General features: G+C 53.5%; 22 protein-coding genes and 1 pseudogene. 5 read left to right on the forward strand and 18 right to left on the reverse strand.

Translation table 11 applies throughout. The features are described 5' to 3' along the window. Positions 1-56: 56 nt before the first annotated feature. From LDH74_RS22735 to LDH74_RS22745, 3 genes are read right to left on the reverse strand one after another with little or no spacing between them, the layout of a single operon-like run. The gene (locus LDH74_RS22735) at positions 57-4,601 is read right to left on the reverse strand and encodes a PH domain-containing protein (RefSeq protein WP_226043033.1); all 4,545 of its coding nucleotides are present in this window, start codon (positions 4,599-4,601) and stop codon (positions 57-59) included. Then, the gene (locus LDH74_RS22740) at positions 4,588-7,245 is read right to left on the reverse strand and encodes a DUF87 domain-containing protein (protein ID WP_226043034.1); all 2,658 of its coding nucleotides are present in this window, start codon (positions 7,243-7,245) and stop codon (positions 4,588-4,590) included. The genes LDH74_RS22735 and LDH74_RS22740 overlap by 14 nt, the downstream gene beginning before the upstream one ends. After that, entirely contained in the window at positions 7,245-7,811 is a 567-nt protein-coding gene (locus tag LDH74_RS22745; protein WP_226043035.1) for a hypothetical protein, read from the reverse strand. Before LDH74_RS22745 ends, LDH74_RS22740 begins: the two co-directional genes overlap by 1 nt. 45 nt (positions 7,812-7,856) lie before the next feature. Between LDH74_RS22745 and LDH74_RS22750 the strand changes: the two genes are divergently transcribed. Further along, the gene (locus LDH74_RS22750) at positions 7,857-8,147 is read left to right on the forward strand and encodes a hypothetical protein (RefSeq protein WP_226043036.1); all 291 of its coding nucleotides are present in this window, start codon (positions 7,857-7,859) and stop codon (positions 8,145-8,147) included. Between the two features lie 54 nt (positions 8,148-8,201). Here LDH74_RS22750 and LDH74_RS22755 read toward each other — a convergent pair whose 3' ends face one another. The 9 genes from LDH74_RS22755 to LDH74_RS22795 all read right to left on the reverse strand — a co-directional run bounded on the left by LDH74_RS22755 (position 8,202) and on the right by LDH74_RS22795 (position 19,199). Beyond that, positions 8,202-8,594 (reverse strand): hypothetical protein, encoded by a 393-nt coding sequence (locus tag LDH74_RS22755; protein WP_226043037.1) that lies wholly within the window; start codon positions 8,592-8,594, stop codon positions 8,202-8,204. A gap of 119 nt (positions 8,595-8,713) precedes the next feature. Continuing rightward, a complete protein-coding gene (locus LDH74_RS22760; RefSeq protein ID WP_226043038.1) occupies positions 8,714-10,087 on the reverse strand; it encodes an ATP-binding protein in 1,374 nt (457 codons plus the stop codon). A gap of 6 nt (positions 10,088-10,093) precedes the next feature. Then, positions 10,094-11,656 (reverse strand): hypothetical protein, encoded by a 1,563-nt coding sequence (locus tag LDH74_RS22765; protein ID WP_226043039.1) that lies wholly within the window; start codon positions 11,654-11,656, stop codon positions 10,094-10,096. Between the two features lie 25 nt (positions 11,657-11,681). Beyond that, positions 11,682-12,836: a hypothetical protein gene (locus LDH74_RS22770; RefSeq protein WP_226043040.1), complete on the reverse strand. Its 1,155-nt coding sequence runs from the start codon at positions 12,834-12,836 to the stop codon at positions 11,682-11,684. Positions 12,837-13,613: 777 nt separating this feature from the next. Beyond that, a complete protein-coding gene (locus LDH74_RS22775) occupies positions 13,614-13,952 on the reverse strand; it encodes a hypothetical protein (RefSeq protein ID WP_226043041.1) in 339 nt (112 codons plus the stop codon). 1,456 nt (positions 13,953-15,408) lie between these two features. After that, on the reverse strand, positions 15,409-16,698 hold the full coding sequence (locus tag LDH74_RS22780; protein WP_226043152.1) for an orc1/cdc6 family replication initiation protein: 1,290 nt from the start codon (positions 16,696-16,698) through the stop codon (positions 15,409-15,411). 679 nt (positions 16,699-17,377) lie between these two features. Continuing rightward, a complete protein-coding gene (locus tag LDH74_RS22785; protein WP_226043042.1) occupies positions 17,378-17,692 on the reverse strand; it encodes a hypothetical protein in 315 nt (104 codons plus the stop codon). 24 nt (positions 17,693-17,716) lie between these two features. Beyond that, the gene (locus tag LDH74_RS22790) at positions 17,717-18,646 is read right to left on the reverse strand and encodes a hypothetical protein (protein WP_226043043.1); all 930 of its coding nucleotides are present in this window, start codon (positions 18,644-18,646) and stop codon (positions 17,717-17,719) included. Positions 18,647-18,875: 229 nt separating this feature from the next. Next, positions 18,876-19,199: a hypothetical protein gene (locus tag LDH74_RS22795; protein WP_226043044.1), complete on the reverse strand. Its 324-nt coding sequence runs from the start codon at positions 19,197-19,199 to the stop codon at positions 18,876-18,878. A gap of 546 nt (positions 19,200-19,745) precedes the next feature. Between LDH74_RS22795 and LDH74_RS22800 the strand changes: the two genes are divergently transcribed. Further along, entirely contained in the window at positions 19,746-20,126 is a 381-nt protein-coding gene (locus LDH74_RS22800; protein WP_226043045.1) for a hypothetical protein, read from the forward strand. A 33-nt stretch (positions 20,127-20,159) separates the two neighbouring features. Here LDH74_RS22800 and LDH74_RS22805 read toward each other — a convergent pair whose 3' ends face one another. After that, positions 20,160-20,942, reverse strand: a complete 783-nt coding sequence (locus tag LDH74_RS22805; protein WP_226043046.1) for a hypothetical protein — start codon at positions 20,940-20,942, stop codon at positions 20,160-20,162. A gap of 115 nt (positions 20,943-21,057) precedes the next feature. Between LDH74_RS22805 and LDH74_RS22810 the strand changes: the two genes are divergently transcribed. After that, positions 21,058-21,534: an ArsR family transcriptional regulator gene (locus LDH74_RS22810; RefSeq protein ID WP_226043047.1), complete on the forward strand. Its 477-nt coding sequence runs from the start codon at positions 21,058-21,060 to the stop codon at positions 21,532-21,534. 1,264 nt (positions 21,535-22,798) lie between these two features. Here the strand turns inward: LDH74_RS22810 and LDH74_RS22815 are convergent. Next, positions 22,799-23,071 carry a hypothetical protein gene (locus LDH74_RS22815; RefSeq protein WP_226043048.1) on the reverse strand — a complete coding sequence of 91 codons (273 nt, stop codon included), beginning with the start codon at positions 23,069-23,071 and terminating at the stop codon, positions 22,799-22,801. A 69-nt stretch (positions 23,072-23,140) separates the two neighbouring features. On the opposite strand from LDH74_RS22815, the gene LDH74_RS22820 reads away from it, so the two are divergent. Then, positions 23,141-23,377, forward strand: a complete 237-nt coding sequence (locus LDH74_RS22820; RefSeq protein ID WP_226043169.1) for a hypothetical protein — start codon at positions 23,141-23,143, stop codon at positions 23,375-23,377. On the opposite strand, the pseudogene LDH74_RS22825 reads toward LDH74_RS22820, so the two are convergent. Further along, positions 23,309-23,800 (reverse strand): annotated as a pseudogene (locus LDH74_RS22825) (TFIIB-type zinc ribbon-containing protein); the annotation flags it as partial. The gene LDH74_RS22820 and the pseudogene LDH74_RS22825 overlap by 69 nt on opposite strands. A 154-nt stretch (positions 23,801-23,954) precedes the next feature. On the opposite strand from LDH74_RS22825, the gene LDH74_RS22830 reads away from it, so the two are divergent. After that, positions 23,955-24,362 (forward strand): hypothetical protein, encoded by a 408-nt coding sequence (locus LDH74_RS22830; RefSeq protein WP_226043049.1) that lies wholly within the window; start codon positions 23,955-23,957, stop codon positions 24,360-24,362. Between the two features lie 11 nt (positions 24,363-24,373). On the opposite strand, the gene LDH74_RS22835 is transcribed toward LDH74_RS22830, so the two are convergent. From LDH74_RS22835 to LDH74_RS22845, 3 genes are read right to left on the reverse strand one after another with little or no spacing between them, the layout of a single operon-like run. Further along, positions 24,374-25,813, reverse strand: a complete 1,440-nt coding sequence (locus LDH74_RS22835; protein ID WP_226043050.1) for a 7-cyano-7-deazaguanine synthase — start codon at positions 25,811-25,813, stop codon at positions 24,374-24,376. Beyond that, on the reverse strand, positions 25,810-26,235 hold the full coding sequence (locus tag LDH74_RS22840) for a hypothetical protein (protein WP_226043051.1): 426 nt from the start codon (positions 26,233-26,235) through the stop codon (positions 25,810-25,812). The genes LDH74_RS22835 and LDH74_RS22840 overlap by 4 nt, the downstream gene beginning before the upstream one ends. Further along, complete coding sequence (locus tag LDH74_RS22845; protein WP_226042811.1) at positions 26,228-26,707, reverse strand: hypothetical protein; 480 nt, start codon at positions 26,705-26,707, stop codon at positions 26,228-26,230. The genes LDH74_RS22840 and LDH74_RS22845 overlap by 8 nt, the downstream gene beginning before the upstream one ends. Positions 26,708-26,972 lie beyond the last annotated feature (265 nt).

Consider the following 26,972-nt stretch of genomic DNA (forward strand, 5'->3'; position numbering starts at 1 on the left):
AGGGTCTACCACCGGTGAATGCGAATGTCATATCAACCTTCATTATTTCACCTTGTTTAGGTCAGCTTCCTGAAGGTGTGGATAGTCGCCATTCCATCGGCTTCGAATCCTTCGACTGCCTCCTGGAGACGTGAAAATGAGTTAGCTGTTCGACCACTCACATTCTCAGGAAGACGTTCTGCATCGGCGAGCACATTCACGATCTCGCCAGCGTCGTCACGTGACGGGAACGCCCACACGGCATCCGCGTCGACCGCAGCCATCTTCTCGTAATCACTCACAACTGCCTCCACGTTATTTGAGGTCATCTCCACTTCTCCAACCCACACAAGTTCATCATCAACGTCGAACGCGGCAGCGTCGAAAATCGTCTCCGAGGACTGCTGATAGTATCGCTCCACTCGATCGACCTCCTCGAGAGTCTCAAGCCAGCGCACCAGGAGTTCGACCCCAACTTTGTGTGGCGTCTTCTCTCCAAGATCTCCAATCCCCGGTTGGGCGGTGATTGTCTCGCCGAGAAGCTCTCGTCCATCCGGAAGCACCGTATAATACGGTCGTCGGTCCACCTTCCCTTTCTCGAGCAGCCCGAGTTCGATCAACACGTCGACGTCAACCCCATCAAGATCCTCTTGTAATTCGCCCATCCCTTCCAACAGCGTGTACTCCGGGAGGTCACGGTTCATCGCGTCAAGAACACGTTTGAGGAAGATCGCGTCGTCTCGAGAGAGCCCCCGCCGCCGAAGTTCATCGTCCGAGACTGGGCATTCCTCTTCGCCCGTGGACGAATCGAAGAAGGCGGCTCCGTTTGCAACGTCAACTGGATCGTCGTCGGTAGTCTCTGCTTTACTGCTATCGTCTCGATCATCGTACTGATCGTCGCCCCCATCGTCAAGGCTGGTCTTCTCGAGCGCCTGCTGGGCTTCTATGACCTCACTCTCTTCGTTGGACTCCACTATCTCTGCACTCTCATCTTCGTCCAGCGCCGGCGGCGCACCAGCCCGCCGATCTGTATCGCTCCAATTTGACCACTCCATCGCGTCCTCGTGGGTCGGTACGTATAACCCGTACTCGTCCTCAGTCCGCTCGAGCACCTCCGGCAGAAGCTCTTCGTCGAATTGCTGCTGTTCGACCGCCGTCAACGGCTCGTCGCTTTCTGGATGCCCGCTTATGATCGGGGGCGAGTGCAGAGTCAACGGCGCTGGTCGCTCCTCACCGAACCCAGGGGAGACGAGTTTCGTGAACCACTCGCCCGCTGCCATCCGGTTGTTCCGGTTCCTGACATCCTCCACAGATAACTCGTCGTGCGTGAACGTCTTCGCGAACCGGTTCTTCATCGAGATGTCACCAATCAGTTTCGTATGCACCTCTGTCAGCAGTTCCTCGTACGCACCGTTCCCATTGTGGAACTTCTTGACCTGCTCGGGATACTGCATGATGAAGCCGAGGCTCAGTCCCGACGATCGGCCCTGGGGGAGCAGTTGATCGGCGACCAGTTCGGTCGCGACGAACGGTGCAGCCTCTTCCATGATGACGTTGACCACGTTCTCGGGGTTCGTCCGCCGCCGTCGCTGGATCGAGTGCCACAGATTACTCAATAAGACTGTGGTGAACCCGCGCTGGGCGGGTAACGACAGGTCACCCAGGTCGAACAGGATCGTGACATCTTCCTCGAGGAACTCACTGAAGTCGAAATGGGTCTCCTGCTGGTGGAAGCCGTAGAGATCGTCTCCGGTGGATTCGACTTCGCGACCGGGTTTGTGTCGAAGCATCCAGTGAAGGTGGCGATCCTCTTTCAGTTTGTTCAGCCGGTTCATCACCGCCCCCATCGTCGTGTCGAACTGGTTCTCGTCCTTGGCGAACTGGGCGGCGAGTGAGTCGTGGATGTCGGCATTGATCTCCGAAACCTCCGGCAGCTCCTGATGACGATGCATTCTCGTCGCGGCCCCGACGAGATCATCCAACCCGAAGACGTCGTCACCGTGTTTCGGATCGAACAACGCTTGGATCAGGAACGTCAGAATTTCGTTCGCCACGAACGCCTGTTCGTACTTCTCCGCTCCCATGATCATCCGCATCAGCTCGTGGAAGTGGTCGGCTTTCTCCTTGACTGCCGTCTCGCGATCGTTCCCCTCGAGCGCTGGCCGAATATCGAAGAACGAGATGGCAGGAAGCGTCTCCGGTACGCGAAAGTGGTACACGTCGTCGAGGTGCCCGAATTTCTTGTAGTGGGCCATCAGGTAGTTTTGACACATGTTGTCGCCTTTCGGGTCGAAGAGGACGTTCGGCCCTGGTGTCGTCTCGGCGAGCGAGCGCAACATGTGGTACGTAACTTGGCTCTTCCCGCTCCCAGTCGCGCCACAGAGCAACCAGTGGCGTGTTTGCCGGCTCGGCGGTAACCGAAGCGGCCCCTCGACGGCACTGTTGGCGTCCTGACCGAGGACCATTCCCGTGGTGTACTGGCGGCGTTGGGCGGTATCCAACCCGGGAAGAGCCGTGCGGCTTTCGGGATTCGCATGCGTCTCTTTGACTGCTTCATCAGTCAAATGCTCGGTACTGGGAACGATCACCAGATTGCAGAGCTCGCCGGGATCGAGATGCAGGTCGGGTTTGGATCGACTCACCCGCCCACCAGCGACGACCTCACCATCGAGAAACCGATCAAAACAGCGTCGTGACCGCTTGCGCCGACTGCGCTCAAGAACTCCTTTCTCGTAGAGGGTTTCGCTCTCGAGTTTGTAGTAGTCACCGGCAAGCGGATCGAACACGGTACTCAGATTCCGTAGGCCGTGTTCGATTTCGGACGTGTCGCTCAGAGACGAGTTCGTGGGGACAGTCACTACCCGCAGGTTGGTCGTGAACGTATGGCCCCAGTCTTCGTTTTTGATCTCGGTAATGCGCTCAGATCGGGATTCACTGAGTGACTCTGACCGCGACGAGGACGACTCGTTATTCTTTGGACCGCGTAGAAGCTCTTCAAGGGCTATGGTGGCTTCACCCCACAGCGTCTCGCGACCCTGTTCGATTTCGTCAATGTGGTATTCACCCTCTTTCGTTAGATCGGGCTCGCCTTCGAACGCAGCCTGGAAGACGATTGGATGATTCGTGCTTGCAAAATGATCGATTAGCACGGTCAACGGCGCGTGTGAGCTCGCCTTCGACCGATCAGTTTCTCCCATTTTCTGATCGAATTTCTTGATTGCCGCCAACGGGTCTCCGCTGCCGGTCCACCGCAGTCCGTACGGTTCAACTTCATCTGGATGTGGCCGGGCAAGTACCCCCTCACCAGTGTCAACTGGCGTCTCGAGGGCGAACGTGAGCGACCCTGGATCGCGGTTTTCTGCCTTCTCTTTCGCACGGAGTGCATCGAGGTCGATGCTCGGGAGTTGCGTGCCGAGTAGGAGACTGGAATCGGAGCTGGGAGGAGAATAAGACTCAGAATCGGAAGCCTCGGAATCAGACGCCTCCGTACTGGTGTTCTCTTCGGTAGTCTTGTCTCGATCGACCTGCTCACCGATGGTCGTAGCTCCTCCGTCAGCAAGCGTCGGTTTGGAGCCCCGGACACGAACGAGTGCCTCGACTTCAGCCGGTGTACACTGGAGAGTGCCGTTCTCGAGGGCGGTTTCGAACTCGTCGTACGAGTACTGCTGTGGAGTGATGAGCTTCTCCGCAAAGTCAACAGTCACACGCTCGATTTCCACGGAGTCGGGATAGGCCGAGTTGAGTCGATCGTAGAGCGTGGACAGGTGTTGCTCGCAGGTGTAGTAAAATTCGATCGGAGAGTCCGTCCCGTCGCTGTAGATTACAAACTCGAACGTAAGCGGGTCGGGATCCGAAAGCGGGTTGAGTGTCTGCCACCACGGCACCCCACCTCGTCGGACGTCGTGCAAGGGACGGATCTGGTTGATAACTTCCCGTGGCGGTCGCTCGCCCGTCGACGGCACAACTCGGATGTACTCTTGTTTACGCTCAAGTGGCGAGGCAGCGGAGGCTTCGAGTTCGAGAACAGTCTCATGAAGCTCTGTTGGGTCCTCAATCGCCCAACACTGGATTTCGGGCGACGTATGGTCGAACGTACTGAACGTGACGGTTCCATACGACAACAGCCGGCCGATGGAGGACTGATGAAAAGTGGTGTCGACGACACGGTCGAGCGGGAGTTTCGTGAACCCATCGCCACGAATTCCCCGCGTGCGGACATAGAGTTTCTCCGAGGTGAGGACGTAGGTGGTACGAAGCGCCCGAACAATCGGACGCACACTGATCGCGATGCCTATCAGGCCAACCAGGAACGGAATAGCACTCAGCCACCACAGTGGGATTTCGATACTAGTTCCCTCCACCGCGAGCGTGTAGGACTCGAGCCCGACGAGCGACGGTCCTGTTGTGACCCCGGCGATGCTCTCCGTCGCAAGAGCAAGCGCGACCGCTATGAAGACGAGTGCGACCAGAAATGTCCGAGATCCGCCTCGAAACAGTGGCATACCAGTCCACTGCACGTCCAGGTCGGAGATCTGCTCCACTTGCTCGTCCTCTGTCACGATCCATTCAAGGGATTCAGCGTCGACGTTGGGGTTACTCTCGGTTATCTCAGTCGTCTGCATCGGTTGTCACCTCCGTAGTCGGGGAGGATTCCCCACTCGCGGTCTCCGGTTCACAGATCGAGCTAGCAGCATCGACCCACTCGTCAAGCAACGTGTGCGGGATCGACATCTTCTCTGAAAGTGACTCGGTATCTGCCACAGCGAGCTCGCCAACCGTCTCGACACCCGCTTCGGCGAGATACCCTGCGTACGTCTCGCCGATTCCAGTGATCGTGGTGAGATCGTCTTCTTGATCCGCTGTGGCTTCAGCACGAGAATCCTCCGCTCTCTTCTCATGCGGTTCCCCTGGTCCCTCATCTACAGCTGCTGTCGCTCCTTGGCCGGCCTCAGCAATCTCACTAATGTCTCTTTCGTAATATTCGGTCTTCACATCGGCTCGCTCTTGATCGGCGTGCTCGACGACCGCCTCGTCGGTCTCAGACTCCTTATCAATCTCATCCAGATCCGCCTCCTCAAGCAACGACTCCGGAATTTTATAGTCCTCGAGTCGGTCCTCTACGGCAAGGAATCTGGCGTCATCGGCGTCGATATACCGGTTCTCAGCGAGATACTCCCACGGATCGAGATCATCATCGAGGACGCTGACTTCGTAGTCGTTCACGTGGAGTGCGAGTGGTTTCGACCACTCATTGACACCCAACAAAAACTCCGAGTAGCCCCCGTCTTCGCCAGTCTGGGCCGTCGTAAGGAACGTTTGCTCGGAAGGGGTGAGGTCGTGGAAGTCGACCATCTCGTCGCTGACCGACTCGTGGTGAAAAATTTGCTTGATATCACAGAGATTGTATACGTTGCGCGCTTTCTCGGCGGCCTCCTTGGACTGGCCGTCCGACTGGGCGACGAACTCATCGACAGTCTGGGAGATAAGCGTGATTGCCGTGTTGAAATGACGACTGTGCCGGATGAACAGATCGATCATATCTGTCGTCGCCTCCCGCCGCAACAGGTAGTGAGCCTCGTCGATCGTCACCTGCGTCCGGCGGTCGTGATCGCTGGCCGCTCGCTGGTAGATCCAGTCGAACATCACGTGCATAAACAGTGGTGCCTGCCCCGTGTCAGCAAACATCGACATGTCGATGACGACTAAACGGTTGTCGAGTTCGACGTTCGTCCGGCCGGTCAGATTGTCGTTCTCGCCGCCCTTCTGGAACGCCTCGAGACCAAGCAATAATTGGTAAGCGTACTGCTCGTCGCCATCCCGAAATCGTGTCTCGAGCTGGTCAATCTCGGGCCACACTCGCTCGTCGTTCGCATCCTCGTGGAGTTCCAGGAATTCCGATGGCAGGCCACCGTCGGCGATTTCCGCGAGGATGTCAAGGAGGTCCTTGATCGTCGGGCTCGTGTTCTCGTGGGTCACTGTCTCTTCCGTGATACCGTATTGGAGGTAGGCAAGTCGGACCGCTCGCCGCAGAATTCCCTCTTGTTCCTTGCTTAACGACTGCTCGGTCACCGCCGAGAAATGGATGCGAAACAGCTCCATCACCGAGCGCAATTTCTTCTTAAATGGATCGTCCACAGCGTCGTCGATGCCCCGCTGGATCTCAAGCGGATTGACTGTGTTATCGCCGCCGAAGCGGATCACTTGCCCACCAAGATCATTCGCGAAGTCGACGAAGTCTCCAAGCGGATCGAGAACCAGCATCTCGATCTCGGGGTCCATCATCAACCGATGGTACATCTCGTGTTTCTCGGCGAACGTTTTTCCGGAACCCATTGTACCGGCGATTGCTTTCGAGTACGAGGAGAGCTCGTATCTGTCGAGGATTACGGGTGTGTCCGTCGTATCAAACCCATAGAAGATTCCCTCGGGATCGGTAATCACCGGCTCAATGAACGGAAACATCGTGCCGATGGCGGTCTCCTGCATCAACTGGGTCGACTTGATCGGATCGTCACCAAGGGGGCCAAGCGCATCCTGTGATTCGACTTGCCGTTTCTCGAGGGGGACTGCTTCCGCGTTCGCGGTACTGAGTGAATCAACGACGCGTTCGGTTGCCTCGTTGAGCTCCTGTTCGGTGTCGGCAACCACTTCGATGTAAATCGCGAAGTCGAACAGCTTCGTTTCCCCGAGGATGATATCCCAGATGAGATCCTGGACCATGTCGCGGTCGGCCTCCTCCTCGTGGGTGTCGGTCTGGCTCTTCTTGTGTTTCTTGTGGAGGCGAGCCCGTAACTGGGTGAGGCGTTTCTGCAACTTACGGAGGACGGAGCCGGTATCGCGTGGCTGGATGTGTTGAGTGACCCGAACGTGATCGTTCGTCGTATACAGTTCATCGAGCCAGCCCAAGGGGACGCGTTCGGGGTAGCCGTGAATCGTCAACGTACGGACGAACTTGTCGTTACGGATCATGTACCCCGATTCGAAGAAGTTGGAGACCTCTTTCAGCTTTCGTGGGGCGATGATATCTCGGTCGGCGAGCGACTGCTCGGTGTCGTCTTGGATGACACCCAATCGGAACTCCCCTTCGTCGACCTCCTCGAGTTCGAGGAGATGCTCGGCTTGCTCGCGGATGTTTTCCTTGGTAAGGTCGTCGCCGTTAGCCTCGAGGATCGCTGCTGCCCGGTCGAACGTCTCGTCATCGATCTCCTTGAGCGTGTGCTTATTGCCCGAAGTAAGACGAGAACGAAGTCCTGAAAGGAAGCCCATCAGTACTCACCCTCCGTTTTGGTCGCTTGGTTGAACTTCTCGAACTGCGGGTCGACGTGGTTGTAGTAGTGATATAGGATTTCCATGGTTTCCTGACGGTCAGTTACTTGGTCGATCGAGACCTCCGTCCGGCCGAGCTTGTTTATAATCCGGCGCTGTCGCTGTCTCACTTCGCGAATGCAGAGCTCAGTTCGTGCATCCTCGTGCGAATTGCCGAATGGCGTATGAGCGAGCACTCGTGAGCAGGCGGCGCCGATAAGCGGGAGATCGCCAAGCTGGCTCAGAACGCTTCCCGTGTCGAGATTCTTGTGGACTTGGTCGGCGTCGACACGGGTGACGATGTAGAAATCGCGTTGTTTGAGGTCGGCGTCTCTGATCTGGTTGCTCGCCCACTGGATGTAGAACTTCCGTCCGTACTGGAGGATCGGCGTCTCTTCTCGAGTAGTCGTCCTCGATGATGCCGTGTAGAAGCGCTCGAGGTGCCCCGTAAGGTCGAACGTTTTCGGGTAGCAGGGGACGGCCACGCTGAACTCAAGCGACATCAGAAAGGACATGTACGCGCTCATCGTGTCGTGTCTAGCCTGTTCACTGAGCGAGAGCCAGTTCTGCGGATGGACTTTCAAGAGGCCGATGTAACTGTCACCATCGACGGCGATGCCATCCTCTCGGACGTAGTCGAAGCTGAGTGTCTCCTGGGTCGTTGTCGATCCACCAAGGCGATCCTTGAGGTCGAAGTGATCACGCGCTCGGGAGCGCTCTCGAGCGGTTGGGAGATCCGTGTCGATATCGTCAAGGAATTTGTCGAGTGCTCGCAGGACCTCGAGGTCGGACTCGGGTGTGGGCGGCGTGTGGTCACTGCTGGCAGTCGGCTGGACAACGGGCTCCTCGTCCTCGTCGTGTGATTCTGCGGCTGTTTCGGTGGCTGTCTCGTCGGTGGGTGCAGTCCCCATCATCGATCACCGTCCGTCAACTTCCGCTTCCTGCTCGGCTTCGATTGTCTCGATATCGAGGCCAGCCTGCCGAACGTAGACAACGTCCTGAGTGACGGGCGTCTCTGGTTCAGGTCGCGTTCTCCGGTTGTGGTACTCATTCGACCCGAGATAGTACTCGGCGGCGGCACGGGCGTAGCTGATGGGTCGTTGGCCGGCAGGGGAAACCAGCAGAGTGAGGATGCCGATGGCGAGTCCGATCCCGCCGGCACCCAGGAACAGTGTCCCAGTGAAGCCGAGGCTTTGGGCAATACCCATGGCCAGAAACGGAACAACGAGAACCTCACCAGCTTCTCGGGCGGTCAACCCGAAAACCAACTTCGTATTAACGACACGCCCTGCGATAGGGAATGTTTCCATAGGCAATCTGTACGTCTTAGGGATATATAGTTAAAAGTTACTCCCAATTTTGATGTTCCAATGAAGCGCACATTTTGAACGATCTTGCGGCCCTAACCTACCTCTTGCTGGGCACGGTCTCAAGACCGTTGGTCTGGTTGGTCTGGGAGCGACATGTGGAGATCCTCGAGCGTAAGTTCGTCAGCGTCGCGTTCGGCGGCGCGCATTGCGGCATCGTCGACAATCCCAGCGATATCTGCGCTACTGACCCCTTCTGTCTGCTCGGCCATCTTCCTATATGCGGTATTGTCAAGGTCCGTCGGTAGCTCGTCGAGCCGGACGCGGAAAATGGCCTCTCGAGCGTCGCGATCTGGAAGGCCGAGTTCGTACTGCTGGTCAAAGCGACCCCGACGAGTGGCCGCCTCATCAAGGAGTTCAGCGCGGTTCGTAGCTGCGATAACGAGGTAATTCGGATCGTCGGCGTCCAGGTGAGCGAGGAACTCGTTGACGACCTGGGTGTGCTCGCGATTGACATCGCTTTCACGGGAGGCAAGCAGCGCGTCGATCTCGTCGATGAAGATCACACACCGATCGAACTGTGCGGCCTCCGCGAACAGTCGGTTGACCTGCTCGGTAGACTCATTGACCCAGCGCGATTTGATATCGCCCGCCGAGAGCTCGAGATACGGGTGGCCGAGTTCGCCAGCAATGGCTCGAGCGAACAGCGTCTTGCCTGTCCCTGGAGGACCGTAGAAGAGGATGCCGTTCGGTGGAGAGATGTTGAAGCGTTCGTAGGCGGCATCGAGTCGGGTCAGCGGCCGGATCGCCGAGCGCTCGATCTCCGTTTTGAGCGGCTCGATCCCACCAACGTCCGCAAATCTTGTATCAGGCGCAGACTGCCAGCCGTATTGGAGTTGAGAGGGAATAGGTTGCTCTTGAGTCGCTCCATCGCTGGAGTGGGACGTCTTGGGTTTGGTCTCGGCTTTCTCTCTCTGAGCAGTCGCGTCCACTGTATCTGTCTGCTCTCCTTCTCCCGTCGAGTTTTTCTCGTCGAGAAGTTCTACGGTGGTTCCAATACTCACAGATAGCATCAGTGGAACACACACGAGCCAACTGGCTCCCATGTACCAAAAGTTATCAAACATAGAGGGTATTCGGAGCGGAGCAAGGATGCTTGCGGAAGCAGGCCAGTTATTCTCCCAGGCAGGAAGAAACCACACTGCTGTCAATATCGCTGTTCCAATGAAAGTTCCAACCAGCCAGATCCGATCCGCTTGTTCGGGCTTGTCACCATGAAGTGGGTAGAGACCACCAGTCAGCAGAAGTGCAGTAAATGGGGTCGCCATCCAAATCACAGGGATTGCAATTAGCGCTATAATCGGATCGGAAAAATACGATACAATCCAAATGATCCCGAGTGGAACAATAACATAATTCGCAGTAAAGAGGCTGAGAGAAATGCTGCCGACAACGACTTTCTTCAGGACACTCTTAGGTTGGGATGTTTCTTCCATCTTCCGTTAGTTGTTGTCGTATTCGTCCAGTGTCTGTTGACTTGATTCCGGGTCTGGCGATGTGTCTGCAGCATTGGTGCTAGCTTCAACTGCCCCACCACTGGTCGATTGTTGAGACGACGTGTCGATAACGGGCTTTTCCCGATAGCGTTCCAACCCGGCCGCCGCCCACTCAGTCGGGGATTCATGAAGATTTCGAGGTCCGTAGGAGACTCCAGCTTTCACGTCCGAAGCTGCGCGTTTTCCACCTTTCTTCGCACCTGATCCTATTTTCTTACCTCCGCTCACATATCGATCCGGGATTTTCGACGAAGCTGCACTCCCAACTGCTGCTTTCGTTTGGCCGACGCGTGATCCCACTCTGCTCGCAGCACTGCTCGCCCTTCCACCCGTCAGACTGTCGCCCCATCTGGCCCCTCTCGCTCCTCCGTACCTCGCCTGCTCCATCAATGCAGTGCGTCGCGACTTCCCACCCGACTTGCCTGTTGAAGAGGGTTGCTTTTGAGAACTCGAACTGCTCTTTGCACTCCGACGGCCGAGACCCCTCGGTGACATCCCTGCCATCGCGGCAGCTTTGAGGCCGACGAGGGCAGGGGCGAGCAGTCCGATCAGCCAGAAGAGCATTGCTTCGATGAGTTCGCCAAACTCTGCCTCAGTCATTTCCTCGCCCTGGACGGCGACATCCGAATACGCGCCAACGGCTGCCGCACCTGTTTGGAGTAGCCCCGCCATCACGATCCCTGCAAGCAGCATGTACGCTGTTGCCCGCAAGAGTGTTTTCGCGATCGCCGAGCTGTGGCGGAGTGGACCGAAATCCAGGTACAACATGGCCCCAAGAACAGGGAGTAAGATGAATGTCGCGTGGAAGAGGAACTCCCGGAACACAAAGACTCCGAGCGCGAGCAGAATGCCTGCGACGGAGATCAAGTTGATTATGATCCCACCGATGATGGCCCCCGCGCCCAGCGAAGCTGCCCCTTCAAATCCAGCCTCGAGCACTTCGGGGCCAAACGCATCACCGTAGTCGTCGGTGTAAATGTGCAGGATTATCGCGTTTGTCAGAAGGAGACCAAAGTGCATAATCTGACGGCCGACGGCGACGAAGATGATTACCTTCAACGTTTTCCAGACCAGCATGAAGTTCGTCACTTCCCGCTGATCGGAGAACGGAGCAGAGGCGATCCCAGCCATGAAGACGATCACCAGCAGTTGCGGGAAAATTGCCAGATTGTGCTCGAAGGCACCCTGCATTGCCGGATCATTGTAGGGACTATCGAAGATGATGAACGACTGCATCCCGCCCGCAACGAGGGTAGTGATGAACCCCAGGATCCCAGTCAAAATGTAGATGAAGAAGTCGGCGATCCAATCACTGACGAACGCGACGATGATGGCGGGATCACCACCTAGAAGGATGGGGAAGCTCTTCTGGGCCGACCCCAGTATCGTAGGGTCGACGCTTTCTGTGATGCCTTTGATCGGAACGGACAGTCTGGGAATGGTCATTGATTTAGCAGGGTCTCTGTTGTGGCCGTCAGCGCGGAAGCTGTGGAGTGGGTGTGCACCCACACAGTACTGGATCGAGTTCGAACGGTCATTTGTTTGCACCCCTCATATACGCGAACGGAATGTACAAAATCACGAAGGCAATGATCGAGACGAATGCTCCAGTGAAGCTCATCAGTAGCTGGTAAATGTTGAACGCCTCTGGCTGGAATGTGGCCTGCGTCTCAACTGGACTGTAGTACACCTCTTCCGCAGGATCGGTCTCGCCCGTGAACGAAGCCCTCACGTAGAGGTCACTCCGTTTGACGACTACGGTTCCGTCCGAGCCGGTCGTAACCTGTCCCTGGGCAGCACCGTGGAGCCAGAGAGTCTTGTTGCCAAGCGCTTCGCCGGTATCTTCCTCGAAAAGGTGGAACTCTGCATGCGTGTCGTTGAGGATCTCCGTCTCGAGTTGAGCGGCGCGCTCTTGGACAGTCTGTGTCGATACCGGTATTGGATCGCCGTGGATGTCGCGAACCTCTGCGATCGGCTGCTCTGCGTTTGTAATGGTGAGCGTCGTCTGTCCACGCGGTTCGACCGAGGAGAGATTGACGTCCTCATCGAGTGGTGCTGGCTCGGATGCGAAGCTGAAGCTATTCGAACTAGCTAGTTCTGGTGGGTTTACGAGGTTGGTTGGTTCTCCCTCAAGCGTGGGGTCATCTCGCTGTGCGACGAGTTGCTTCTCGAGGATGTTCGGGAACGGAACGGTCTCCTGTTGGGTCGCTGGCGCTGGAAGTTGTCGCTCGAGCGTCTCATTCCCTGTCGACACTCCCGACGATGCGTCGTTGAGCACCGGTACCGTCGTATTGGACTCGGTTTGATCCGGCGAGATCAGTAGCTCATCACTTGGCCGATGACCCCGCGTGGCGGTATCATACTGGCGCTGTGAGTAGACGCCCCAGATATTCTCGATCCTGCCAGCGCCTTCTTCGAACGTCACAGTACTCCAGAGCCGACGGTCATGGAGCGTCTCCGGGCCATCGAACTCGAGGATGAGCCGGTCGATGCCGTCGTCTGATTCGATTATCGTCTGCTCGATCGACAGCTCCTGGTTCGTCGTGACGACAACGGGAGCCTCGTCTTGGACCGTGTGGGAGAGCTCGAGTGTCTCATTGTCGGTTGTATTCGATAGCACCCAGTCAGTCCCCTCACGGACGTAGGTGGTCTCCTGGACTGCAAGCCTCGAGGTGATCGTCGCTTCCACCTCCAGTGTTGTCGCCCCGCTCGCGTTCGCGTCCGCGTAGTCGAGTTGATGAGGTGTCTCTGGATCGCCACTCCATGACTGAGACCCGATCTCGAGTGTCCGGTCGGTTTCTTGATCGAGGAGTGTGACGTTGAGGCAGGTCCGGGTCTGGTTGGTCGTGACGCAGGTCCCCTCCGGGATGCGAGTCGAATAATCAAGGTGGGTGAGGACCGTCCCGTCACGCGGTACCAGCAATAACTCACTCTCATTCCCGTACTGGTCTCCTGCGTCCGACTCGAGACGGGTTTGTGTCCCCTCTGCCGTCCCAAGGATCGTTACGTGAGCATCCGTTACGAGTGTACCATTCGATCGGTGTGAGTCGGGGAGCCAGAGACTCGTCGACTCGTTGCGCCTGATCGACTCGAGTTGGTCGAGGCGGTACTCACGCAGCGTCTGCTGATCCGGGCCAACCTGATACGGGGGTTGGGTCGTCGAATAGTGGAAATCGCGGGTCTGACTTAGCTCTGCTACCGAGATATTCTCTTCTTCATCGACGTCCTCGAGGTCTGGGAGTACGAACGGTGGGACTGAGCCAGCCTCGGGATCCGGTTTATCGGAGATGAAGACGTCTGTGTCGTTGGCCGTCATCTCCGCGGTGGACATCGTCGCCGTACCACTAATTGAAAGTGACAAGGTGACAATGAGCAGCAGTACAAGCGACAATCGTTGGCCATCCATTCGTGGTGGGGTGAAAGGGGATCGATTGGGGGTAAGTCGTGATTCTATTGGCTGTGCTACTTAGAAGGCGATCCAGGGCATGACCATCCCCGGGGCGAGGTTTTCGAAGAGCGTCACGAACACGTTATAGCTAACTGAGAGGACGATCATCCCAGCGCCGCCCCACATACCTCGCCAACCCCACTGGGCACGGTCGGCATGCTTGCGGGAGACGAACCAGGCAGCGGCACCAACGAGAAAGACGATGACACCGATCTGGCCGAGTGTTGTTGCGACGAATGACTCAATCTCCGACAAAGAATTGTTGATCTCGCTCTGCTGGGCAGCAGCTATCCCAGTAGTTGCAATGAATGCGAACAGGACGGTCAGGACTCGGGCACCTTTCGTTTTGCGTGCCATACTCGCTCTCTTAGGTGCTCGTATTTAGATTTGATCCTTAATTTATCCATAGATACAATTATATCGGACATCGTATATAGTCACAGGCAATTGCCTATGCTCCGAGAATGACTGGCAGCCACACGATCAACCTAATGAGCCCATTCTGTGGAGAGGGTGATTCTCCGAACAACGAGGACGACCCACAGAGCGATTGCTAGCGCCGCAAACATTCGACAGCCGGTTCGATCCACCGTCTGACAACGGAATGATATGGTTGGCGTGGAACCGAACCCCTTCATCACCAGCGTATGGACCGTTTGTCGACCGCACGCCCTTTACGAGCCACTCGAACGCCAGCTACCCGAGCGCCTCGACCAAGTGAGTACATATGCTGACCAACTTGTCCGCTGGAAACGCGCTAAACGCGAGCGTGAAGTCACTGAAACTCGAGAACGCAGCCTCGATCACTGGTGATGAACAGACTGCCCTCGAAGAACGCGGGATTTCGACCGATCCTACTGACGATGAGGGTACTGCCAGTGGCGCAAGGGGAATTCCTGGAAGAACAAGTACATCGCACCCGTCGATCCAAAAGACTCCACCGAGTAACTATTGAGACTTAGGGTTGCAATTGACCTCCTCCCGCACCTAAAGTCGCGGGGTTAACAGCTAAGCCAATGTTAGCCTACACTCATGAAAAAGAGATACAATATTGCAATTGAAAAGCAGACAAGGATTATCATCGAGTAGTGAGAGATGATACAGCGAACTTATCTGGAAGGTCCTTGATCGTAGCGACGCTAAGCGCCATCGGACAGTAAGAAGAGTGCAGCCGATGTCGGCTCGCCAGTGAGGGTATCCTGCGAGTAAGACTCGACCTCCCCACACTCCCCCCCCGTCATCGATGTGTAAAACTCTGCGAGAGGAGTGGGGGCAGAACGTGAGAAGAGTGAAAAACGACGAAAAAAGGAGATATACACAGTAGAGGCGGTCTCAAACAGTAGATTCACGTTCTAATTCATGGTTGTCTCTAGTCTGGCAAGGTTTTATATAGGAAGCGTAATAACCATATCCGCACTAGACCTGATAGCAAGGTGAGGAGGAAATCAACTCCGACGAACTGAGCGTAGTTTCTCTTCTCATCGAGACCGTCACAATGGTTGTTTGTTGCGATATCTCCGTTCTTGTGTCCTCTGATACCGATACAACCTCTCATCCCGATCTTCGACCTTCACCTCTTTCTGCCGTTTACACTTCGATGACGGGGGGAGGGTGTTCACGAGAACATTGGGATGCAGTCTTCTGTCGCAGTTCTTGAGGAAGCTTGATAATGCCCCTGACTTTTCACTCATTGATTGTGTCAGTAACACTTTGCTGACCTTGAGATGTGTCCTTATCGGATCGGATCCAAGTTTACACATCGAAGACGGGGGGTGAGGGATCGAGGAGTTCCTTTGCGTGGCCCACCGCTAACTCACTGATTATGGAACTTCTTTAACTGTGAGTTGATGACAGTTCGGAGGAGATCTTCTTGATCGGAAACTGCTTCCATTCGAGTATCATCGACAATTCGGTTCATCATTGCTGCGGGATCTCCTGTGAAGGTGAACTCCATGTACATTCCGCCACCACGTCCTCGACTCTTCCGGGAGGACGAGATCAGACCATAGGTGGAGAGTTCTTTGACATACTTGACGTATGTCTCGCGGGTCATCTGGTCAGCATCTATCTCTTCGGTAATCCATTGATAGACCTTGAATCCAACTGGACTTGGAACGGAACTCCCTGACCAATTCGAGAAATGCGCAACAGAGGCTGTCGCGTAAAGTGAGATCTTTTTTTGGGTCGTCAGTCCCTCCACAAGTTTTAATGACCGATCCTTGTCAATTTCCTCCTGGGATTCGCGGACATGGTCTTCGCGAACCTTCTCGTCACCACGTTCATCCGCGAGATCACCGGCACCGCGAAACAAATCAATTGCTTTTCGTGCGTCCCCATGACTCTGTGCTGCAAATGCCGATACGAGGGGTAATACGTCGTCAGTTAATGCATCAGACCGAAAGGCATCACGACGATTTTCGAGTATCTGGCGTAATTGATTTGCGTCATAATCTGGGAAATAGACATCTCGCGGATTAAATGAACTCTCGGCACGACCGTCGATGTCCTCCATAAACTTCGGGTCATTCGTCAGTGCAGCAACTGATACCTGCCCTTCGATTTCGTTTGTATTACTCGCTCGTGACAGCTGGTAGAGTAGTTTTGAATAGGCAGGTTCGTCCTTTGCTCGCCGGCCGACCAAGAGGTCAATCTCGTCGAGGATAAAAATGACCGAGTCATAGTGTTCGTTGATAAGTTTATACAGTCGTCGATATTTATGCTTCGTCGATACGCCCGTTTCAGGTACGCCGATCTTCGTGTCGACATCCTTCGCAACGGTCTGGACGAGTTCGAAGACTGCTTGGTCGAGGGTGTTGATCGGCTGGCAGTTGATATCAACTACACCGAAGCGTTTGCCCTTCGATTGACAGAGCTCGATAATTTGTTGTGTGACTGCCCCGATGATGAGTGATTTCCCTGTCCCAGCAGGACCGTATAACAGCATATTCGGGGGGCGATTTCCTTGGAGTGTCGGTTTCAGAAATGAGACAACAGATTCAAGTTGATCGTCACGACCGACGATTCGCTCCTCATCGATGATTGTGTCTGGCTCGACAAGGTCTCGATTGACGAAGACTGATGTCTCCCCCTCATCGTCGAGCATGTCCCGGATCGATCGCTGAGTACTGTCTTCAGTAGTTACTTTATCTTGGTCCGGCACCGTGTCTCCGACAACTTCTTCATGAGCAGTTTCTATTTGTTCTTCGTCAACTCTAGAATGCGTTCCTTCACCAAGAAGAGATTGATCCGTCCCGTCTTGATCACTACCGGTCATACGCTTAGTGTACGCCGGAGCGTTAAAAAGATTCACCCCCGTCGATGTTTATTCGGGCAATATAACTAACCTATCCCCGTAATATCCGGTTTCACGCTCTCTGTGATAGAACCGTCTCCGAAGTACATTTGATAAGAGGCCCCCCGCCATCGATGTGTAATGAGGTTCGCCTCAACTTCGTGCGAATCTGAGTGTCTGTTCTTCGACACGGTCTCCGTCTCCCCCGTCATCGAAGTGTAAGCTATACGTCTGACACCCCGGCATCGAAGTGTAAACTCTGACTCATTCGTCGCCGGTTCGAACTGAAAACAGATCTCGAAGCTACCCTTGACATCCTCGGTGAGGATAGCCGAATTGACGATGTCGTTGTGGATTTGATTGATATCGTAACTGCGAAGAAACTGGTATAGTGTAGCCGTATCCACTAATCTAAGAGCTGTATTCGATCATGTGAGTTAGTTAACCAACAATGGATTGGATATCAATTCTCTGTTGGTTAACTTGATGATCACATCTCGCGATCGATTTCGAGCTTTCGCATTGCTCGTTCAAACACGTCGGGATGTCGATGCGCGAGATTTTCGAGATGATTCCGAATGGACTGGGCAGGGTCGACGTCGACGTCGTCTGTATCCTGGAGTTCACGCCAGAACTGATGCATCTCTTCGCTCACGGAGACGCCTATCGTGTGGTCCTTTACGCCAGTGTTGAGCGCGTCATAGTAGGGTTCAGTATCGAAGTCTGATGTAGGTTGCTGGTCTTCTCGGTCTTTTTCCTCCGATGCCTCATCCATTGCTTCGCCAAATGGATTGTCGTTGCTCATACGCCCTTATTCTTAACCTTAATATTAAAGATATGCGTCTAACGTCTCGTTCGTGATTTCGACGTCTCGTTCGGCAGCGAACTGCTGTGCGCCAGCTCGGAAGGCATGATAGCACTTCTGTCGAGTATCACGCGGGGTCCCATCACTGACCTCGACGATAGTCTCGATGGCATTCGCTGTATAGGGGTCAGACGGATATCCAGAATCGTACTCTTCTTCACGGGCCCAGGCAAGCCACCTGGCGATGAGTTCCTCGGTTTCTGCGAATCCGAACCGTTCCAATGTTCGATCCTTTGCGACGAGTCGCGAACTGAGCGTCTCACGCAGTTCGTCAATTCGATCACCAGCACGTTCAGTTCCGAACAGGAAGAGAATGAATACAGGTTCACTTTCTCCGAGGTCACCGACGCTCTGCAAAGCGGCTAGTAGCTGCTCGAAAGTTCGTGTATTCCGAGCTGCATCCTCGAGTTGGTCAACCTGGATGATACACGCGATATTGAGAGATTCGAGTTGTTCGGCAACCTCTTCGACAAGCTGACGAACTTCGTCTGTGGCATGAGGGTACGACTCTGGAATCTCAAGGTCATTGTACTCACTGAGTTCGTCAAGAAGACGCGTATAGAAGCGACGGGTTGTGATGGACTCGACTTCGCGTATTCGAGCGACTCGGAACTCCTCGCTCCGAGGCCCCTCTGAAAGAGCATCGTACACGAGATCACGGAAGTGAGATTTCCCAGCTCCCCGTTCATCGACGATCGAGATGTGGCCTGCTCGATTCAGGATGTGGCTCGCAACTTCATTGAGCAGATCTTGATTCGTGCGTACCGCAATACCCGCGTCAGGAAGTGTTTCAGCCGTAAACGGAATCTTCTCTGGTTTGATCCCGAGTTGATTCGCATAGGTTTCCTGTGCCTCCTCTGTTTGATCGAGGGCTTCGGTGAATTGGTCGCTCATAGTGGATGCACATACTCAATCGACTTAAATCTAATTTGAACATTAACATTAAGATTAACCTCGGCTACTTCGGCCACGCTCTGAATTGAGTATCTATTGAGATCTGATTCTCCCGAATACGGGGAAGATATCCACCGTACAGCAAGATATTGATATCGGTACCTGCAACAACAAGTCCACAGAATTAACCAACATGTGCGCTAGCAATCAGCCAGATGTTGGTTAACCCTCACTCGCTTGGATTCACTGGGGCTTTGTACTGGGATTTGATTTTATCACCTTCTCTCCACTGCCAGTAGTAATATCGATTCCCGTTGATTTCCTTCTCTGTCAGCGTCGCTTTGGTGGGGACATCTTCGGGCATATCCTCAGGGTGTTCTCGAGCAGTCTCTTCATCTTCACCCTCGTTGATCCGCTCTTCTCGCTCTTGATACTCTGCGAGTGCACCTACATACTTGGCAATAGATCGGAGTGTTTCCGCATTACACTCATCGAGTAAGGCCGCTAACTCTCCGGGAACCTCGGGTGGGATCGTTGGTTCTGAGTACGACATGTGACGACTTAACCAACAATTGGGGGCAGAAGGCATTAGTCCTGTTGGTTAAATTGGAGAGCTATTCTCGATGACAACATCTAGTTACCGATCTACCTGCTCGCATGCCAACAGCTCTTCGACGAACTAATCGATGAAGCCGGCTATGTCTATGTCGGTTCAGTTGGCCCCGACATGAGTACTCGTTCGTTTTCGAGAGACGAGTTAGATCAGTGTCGGGAAGACCTCCTCACACGGTTACAAGAGGCTGAAGGCTCGACCTATGATGACTACACTGCAGGCGATCACTGCAAATGGTGTCCCCATCGCAGCCTGTCCTGCAGCCAAATTCACTAAACTCTCGCAGACTCTTCTACCCTCTCCTGCCTATCGATTGCTGTTGTTGCCGATGTCCAACCGAACTAATCTTAATACTAGAATTAAGATTAGGATTAATGCGTCTCCTATAGCTTGGAGTATTTGATAGCGATTTGTTTATTGTATCTGGAAAGTAACATCTCTGGATGTCCGCTCAGAGTGGTGTCGTCCTCAATTGGTCGACCCGACATGGAGAGAAATCTGTATTCGAGGTTCTTACTGAAGCAATTACTCGCTGGAAAGCATCGATCGAGCACTGTTAGCGACTATCGGGTAATCTGGGAGACGGTAGACTGGAACTACGACTCGACTTCATACACTATCACTGGCTTTGGAACGAGCATTGGCGAAACAACCCTGAGAATTAGGGGTGAGCGTGGTGGTGAGTACGAGATTTACCCCAAACCGAGCTTTGCCCCTTGGATCGTCTACACTCACCCTCAGGCTGGATGGGAAGAGGAACTCACAAAACTCGCTATCCTTTCCCCGGACTTCGAGTACGTTGAGAAGAATGGCTGGCGAGGCTTCCTTTCGAATGCATTCGAGATATTGGAGGAAGTACGCCCATAGGAGAAATTTAATCTTAAGGATAAGGTTATTCTTCTACTGTTGTTCCCAGCCCGGTCTAGGAGACCCTGGAAGCTCGTCCGTTGCTCTGAGTAGTTCATCCACAGTTGTCCAGGGATAACACCGCCTGTGGAGTTCAAAGAGGCGAAAGTCGTTCAAGTGAACCCAGCTGTACGAGGGAACGTCGATCTGCTGATCCTCGAGCTTGCTAGTCATGTCGTCGACCGTGATGTCGATACCAGCGTGTTCTGCCCGGTCGACGAGTGCCTCGAGTTCTGCAGCTTTCGTCTCCTCGTCGATGTCCGTAGCAGCCATAATCTGTGCCCCAGCAGCGAGAACATCGCGTTCAGTTGCGAGATTTTCTTCCATTTCCCAGTGGTACGTGCGGGGGAAGGCGAACGCCTTCTCGAAGTACTCGGTTTCACCAAGTTTGCCGAGTTCGTTGACTTCACCACCTGCATCCTGTTCGAAGACGGCAGCAACGTAGTCACTGAGTGTTGCTGTGATGTGGAATTTCACGCGAAACTCAGGGAGACGTGGGATATCGATGTCGGTGAGGTCGCCGATGAGAAATGCGTATGTTCCATAGCGGCGGTTCAATCGATCGCTGACCGCCCGTACGCGTCGGAGATACGGATCACGATAGCTTCCAAGGACGAGATAGGCAGTCTGGTCGCGGTCGTAGATTGCCGGCGTCTCACTGTTTGCCCACGACAGAATCTGGGTCGCTTCGGTGGACCCGACGTCAAGGCCGCGTAACGCCCGCTGCACGGCTGCCATGATTTTGCCTGCGTTCGGCGGAACGGACGGACCACTCATACCGTTGGACACAATTGGCTGGGTCATAGGCGTTTCTGATTGACTCAGTTAAACAACGACTTCATTGACCTAGTTAACCCAAACCATTATGCAGTCGAGAAGGCTAGGTTGAGATATGAGCGATACGGCTCCGGAGGGATTCGAGGATCCGTTTGCAGAGCAGCGACGAATACGTGAGCTGCTCTCGCAGGAGACTCGGCACCTCATCATCCAGTTAATCCTCGGCCATCCAGCTCACCTCGTGTCGCTGGCCGAACTTGACTACATGATCCCGAAGAACGAGGCCGCTATCCTCGACCAACTTGAGCGGCTTCGAGAGACAGGTATCCTTGACGTCTACGTTCATGAACCGAATGCGTCAACGCGGAATCTCCCCTCGAAATTCTGGGGACCGACTGAACGCGGTGTCGAGATCCTCTATGAACACAACTTCCTCCGGGGCGTCCCGATAGCACGCGCAGTCTATGAGGAGACGAACAAGTCTGAGCGGGTGATGCGTCACGAAGACGCTCCGCGACCAGATCTCCCTGAGGCCGTCACTGACGCCCTCGAGTTTGATGAACCCGAGTCCGAGACACCTAACGCTCTATAACGGGTGTCCGGGATAGGAAAGGTCAACCCGATCGACTCTTAGTCGGACTGCCGGCACCCTATCCAACGAATTTTCGGAAAGCATTTTTTCTCCGACTGAACTTCTCCTATTCATCTTGGCGCTGAACCTCGGCTGATATGGTATAATCTTATTCTTAAGATTAAAAATTAGGGTTGATGTCTGAATTGACTCGATGAAAAAGCGAGTGTAACACTCCTTCACTCGTGTAAATCATTTTATGGTAACAAATCTTAATCCTACTATGGGACTCATTGACCAGGTATTTGGGAACACCTGTACCGAGGAAGAACCGTCAGAGACGATTCCACAGTACAATTGGAACGACGTTAACGCTCGTTCTGAGGCGATACACCAGTATTATGAAGGAATACCGAAGTCTCAGGCCCAGCAAATCGCAGAGATTCTATGCAGGAAACTGACTGAGGGCAATTGCAGTATACGAGGAATCACCGACGAGGTAACTGAACGCACGGAATTAGATGAAGATCGAGCATTCACGATTATAGGAACGGAAAGTACCGCGATGTCGAACCTAAGACGGGTACAAAACTATTCGTCCCGAGCTAATTCCAAGAGTACGTCTACCAGTGGATGGGGCCCGATGACTATCGAACGACAGAAATCTGTGGCATCAAACGAGATATAGAGTCTCGAGATGGAGCTGTTCTGCTCACAATGCTTCAGTCACTTATCAAGGAACATGCGAGTCAACACGAGAATGGAACGGCAGAACGTGCCTCTGAGTTCCTTCCCCACCGTGAGTGTCGGCACGTGATCTCTCGACACGTCGATTTCTGAGCAAATTTAATCTTAATATTACGATTAAGTGGTCTTCCGCTAGTGCTGGTTCTTAACCAACAAACTACTACAGAAACTTCCTGTTGGTTAAATCATTCGCTCAGTAGATCATCGACCTGCTGCGCAGTCTCTGTAGCTTGGATATCGGAGTAGGATTCGTAGGTCGTCTCGATACTGGCGTGACGGAGCGCTGACTGCGCTAATTCAGCATGACCGTTAGCGTAGAGTTCGTGCCTAGTCCTCGACGAGCGCCGTGGGGTTTCAGATAGTCACTGTCGAAGGCGAGGTCGGCATCCTTACGGAGCCGCTTCATCAAGTTGCGAGCTCCGTTCGTCGAAATTGCTGGGAGGACGACATCGTATTCTCGGAGTACCGTATCGATGTTGTCGCTCTCGAGGATTCAATGAAAACCCAGCCCTGCGCAAAATTAACCTTATTCTTAAGATTAAGGACTACTGTGGGGTTGCAAGACATGGCGTTCACGGCGGATCTCTCCCTTCTCGACAGTAATGGTTTCGACGCTTGGCTCAAGGTCGCTAGTCAGTCGTTCTGTCGCCCCACCACAAAACGCGGAGCAGCCATTCAATTTCTTCTCAGCGTTCGTATGAAGATGGCCGAGAGCAAGTCCGTCTATCGAAATCGTGCTCTCTTCGAGAATCTCCTGCAGGTGACAATCTGGGTTCGGATTCCCGGTGAGCGGTGCGACCGATTGATGCATACAGAGGAGAGTCGCGACCCCGCTTGGTGGACGTTCAAAGCCTAGCTGACCGTGGTCCCACGATTTCTGATGGTCGACCCCATAGAGTGCGACGGCATCACCGATTACGACGGGGCGGGAGCGAAGATAGGTAGCCAATCCTGCATCACAGAACTGTTCGAGACAGACCAGTTCCTTCTTCTGTGCATGGTTGACGTAGATGAATTAAAATGGAATCTCGGCGTTCGCCAGTTCAGTGCCTCGAAGCAGGTCTTCGGTTTGAGCGCTCCGGAACAGTTGGCACGCCTGATCACGGACCGAGTCTGAAAGCTCGAGGACGCTCGAAATTCTTCGAACTTCACCCAGCCCGTGTGCGAGGTTTCGCTCGGCTTTCGACTGGAACCGGCCACGAGTCTGTTCACGCCACATTCGGGATAGCCGCTGGCGCTTTCGTCCGGAGAGTTTGTTTCCGTTCGCATCTTTCCAGCGACCGATCTCGGTCGAAAGTCCACGGTCATGACGTACTGCTGTAAGTGGAGCACCCGTCCGCTTTCGCTGGTCCTGATCGTGAGTTCTCCATTCAGGGCTGTGGTCGATTCGTTGCTCGTCAATAACGAGTCCACAGTCCACACAGATGGTTTCGACCGAGTTGGTAGTGACCAGGCCATCGCGCTCCGGACATTGGTTCGTGCTGGAGTTTGTCTAGATGTCCTCGTCGAAGCTCGTTTCATAGATATCTCTCGTTGCCATGTTTTCTCACCAGTTATTGGAGATTCGCCAGCACGGCGAATCCCTCACCCATTGAGGGGACGAAAGACTCTGTACAGGACTGGCACACTTACTGAGAGATTTGGCGTGATTGAATTACGGCGTTGTAGTCCTTAACAACGTAACGAAGGGCTCTATGAGTGATGAACACCCGCTCCGAGAGAAGGATCTAGCGGTCCTCAAGAAGATTCGGGAAGGCTATGATGATGTCCAGAAGATCACTTCCGAAACCACGTTGGAGAACCACGAGGTCAACTACTGTTTCACAAAGCTCGAAAATCTCGGACTGATCACTATCCACAAACCGGAAGGTTACACTGAGCAAGTTGTCGACGGTCAGAAACGGATCTTCAAAGCACCGGAAAGGGTAAACCTTACTGAAGATGCAGAGCTAGTATTCCGAGACAGCGATCGAAAAACGGAGAAATGTCAGGTGATGGAGTACGAGGAGTTAGTTGACCGTGTCCTTGAGCTTGAAACGCAGATGGCTCGGCTCCAACAGTCGTTTAGAGATTTGCAGGAACAGATCCGTGAAAATCGATAGATCCTACAGGGCTACTGGGGTAGTTTGTGCTGTTGACCGGTTATTAGGGTCTGGATGGTAGAGTTCTGCTCGGAAATTAGTTCTAAGGCTTCTGTGAAGTTTTCAGCGAATTGACGGTGTTGTTCGTATATCGGCTTGTTCAATAGCTCCGGATGCTCAGTTGCGAGATCGCGAGGGTCATCCTCTAAGATACGGCGACAGAAGTATGCAATCTCCGTTATTCCTTTGAAGAATATACTTGGAGTGTTTGCAGAATTGTTCAGATTTTCGTTGCCATCTACCTCGAAGGATTGGTCTTCGAAGTCCGCTGAAAGCAGTGGATCGTATCTGGATAGAACTTCTAATGGGATTTCATGGTCGCTTCTGATGATACCGATATTCCGTATGAGACAGGGCATACAGAGCCCGCAGTTGTTATGTCCGAACCAGGATTTGTGAGGACAGGAAAGGGTTTTCTGGACTAACTCTGTGCTGGGAATTTTGTTTATGATCTCTGTTTTGGTGAGGTTGACGAACGGGTTCTTGACTTCGATGGGTTGTGGAAGAGCGTTGTCCAGTATCTTGTTGAAGTAGGTCAAGAACAACGGTGAAACTGTTCTGGTGGTCATCCAGCCCTCTGATAGTATGAGGAACTGGGCCATAATCCCGTTTTCGAAACACCGTATTTCCTCGGTTCCATGGGCTGACGCCGCTACAGCTGCAAAGCTAAGATGAAGCAGTCCTCGAGAGAACTGTGTCGATTCACCCTTGTCGTTGTACTGTGTTCTGAAGATCCGTGAACTAACATCTGCTTGGTCCGCTATCTCTTTGGCCTTCGATCCGGCTCCGCTTCCATAGTTGACTGTAACGTGCTCCGAGTCTGTTTCTTGCCTCAGGTTATGGTAGATCCCGGCTGTGCTGTCCAATCCGTCTGAAAGAAGACAAACCGCATCAAACTCACTCTGATTAGTAGATACCTCTACGGATTCTTGCTTATCGACGAGCTGGAAGTCGTACTCGATGATATCTCGAGTCATATGAGACACCATCTCCGAGTAGAGCTGTTCCATCTCTTCGGTCGCCATCTTTGGTGAGAGGACCGGGATCTGTAGTTTGATGTTCCGGGTGTTAAGCCGGCTCTCATCAAGATCCTCGTTGTCAATCTGGATTCCGCGGTCTGCCGCCTTATCAGCAGCAAACGTGATCACTGAAATCTCAACAAGATCTAAAACAATATCTGGTACCCGTTCTCCGAATAGGTGATGTGTGATAGAGTGATCGTATTTGATAGACTCATCTGCCTCCGCAGGTACCCTTCTGTTATAATCCTCCTCATGAGGAAACTTGTCCTCCTTGTATGGAACAACCGCTATAACCTCTTCGTAGTCCGTCTCATCCTTTTCCCGGATCTTCGAGTCAGCCCGTTTCCGAAACTCAGGATGCCGCAGAGCGAAGTATTTCTCCGTCGTCATTCTAGGTCCTCCAGAAATGTTTCGAGAAGAGTTTCCCATTCGCCGAACTTCTCGTGTATCGATTGATGAACGCGCTCTTCAATGTCGTCGTCTTCAAGCCGAGAGATGTCTCCGGATTCAATGACCTCGGATACGACGTCATCTTCTTTCAGATGGTCGACGAGGTCTTGAGCCCAGTGCTCACACCGTTCCAACATCTGTTCGCGTTGATCTTTGAGAAACTGATCGCCGTCTGCACTGAGATGAAGCTGTGTTCCAATATCGTTGATTTCGTCGTCGCTAGACTTCAGTTCCTGCATTATGAAGCTAAAGATGAACTGGCGGAAGTAGACCACAAACAGGCCTTCGTTCCCATGTTCTTCGATGAACTCCTGGATGTTCTGTTCCGCCTCCTCATCGTCTACGAACGGATTTTCACTCATCGTCGTTCGAACCTTTTGTCTTCATCGCATCAGCACCGTTTGAGATAACGCTTCCAAGAGTAGCTTTCGCGGCTTCCTCTGAAGGCGTGCCAAAGTTGTTGTTTACTTCATCAACCCCTCTTCCTACTGTCTCGTTTTCAGAAGCCGCTGAAACCGCTTGCTGTGAGCTGTGAACTACTCCTCCAGAGATCTGGTTTACGATCTCTCCTTGGATAGCGCTTTTTCCGGTGGCCTCGATACCTGCTTGGATACCGTCCTGGTTCGTTGTCTGGATAAAGGTGTTTGTGTGTTTGAGGTAGGAGTAGGTCGTGACTTTTGCCGGACCGTTGGGCTGTACTGCTAAAGCTCCTGTCACAGCGATATCAACTGCGATCTGAGTTCTGTCTGATTCTAAGGCTTTGTTCATCCCCTTTTTCGCATCCTCATAGCCTATATTAGATGCAGCTGAGGAACTAGCAGATGCACTTCCCATTTATATAGAAAGTTTGAAACACTAACGATAAATAGTTATTGGCCAGTGACACCAGCGCCTTGGGTTCTTCGTGTTAGTACTAAAGATTCGGTAACTACTCCGGCTTTTTGAGATCGCACCTTCTAAAATGGAGGTCCGGTAACTCTCTGCCATCCAGTTCAATCTTGTATACAAAGTTGTCTTTAGGATTCCCAGTTACCGAGCCGGCATCATCGAATTCTATACCGGTGAGATGACCTTCTTGCCGTGCTACTAGTTGTCTGGA

It is taken from the genome of Natrinema sp. DC36 (genome assembly GCF_020405225.1).
Classification (GTDB): Archaea; Halobacteriota; Halobacteria; order Halobacteriales; family Natrialbaceae; genus Natrinema.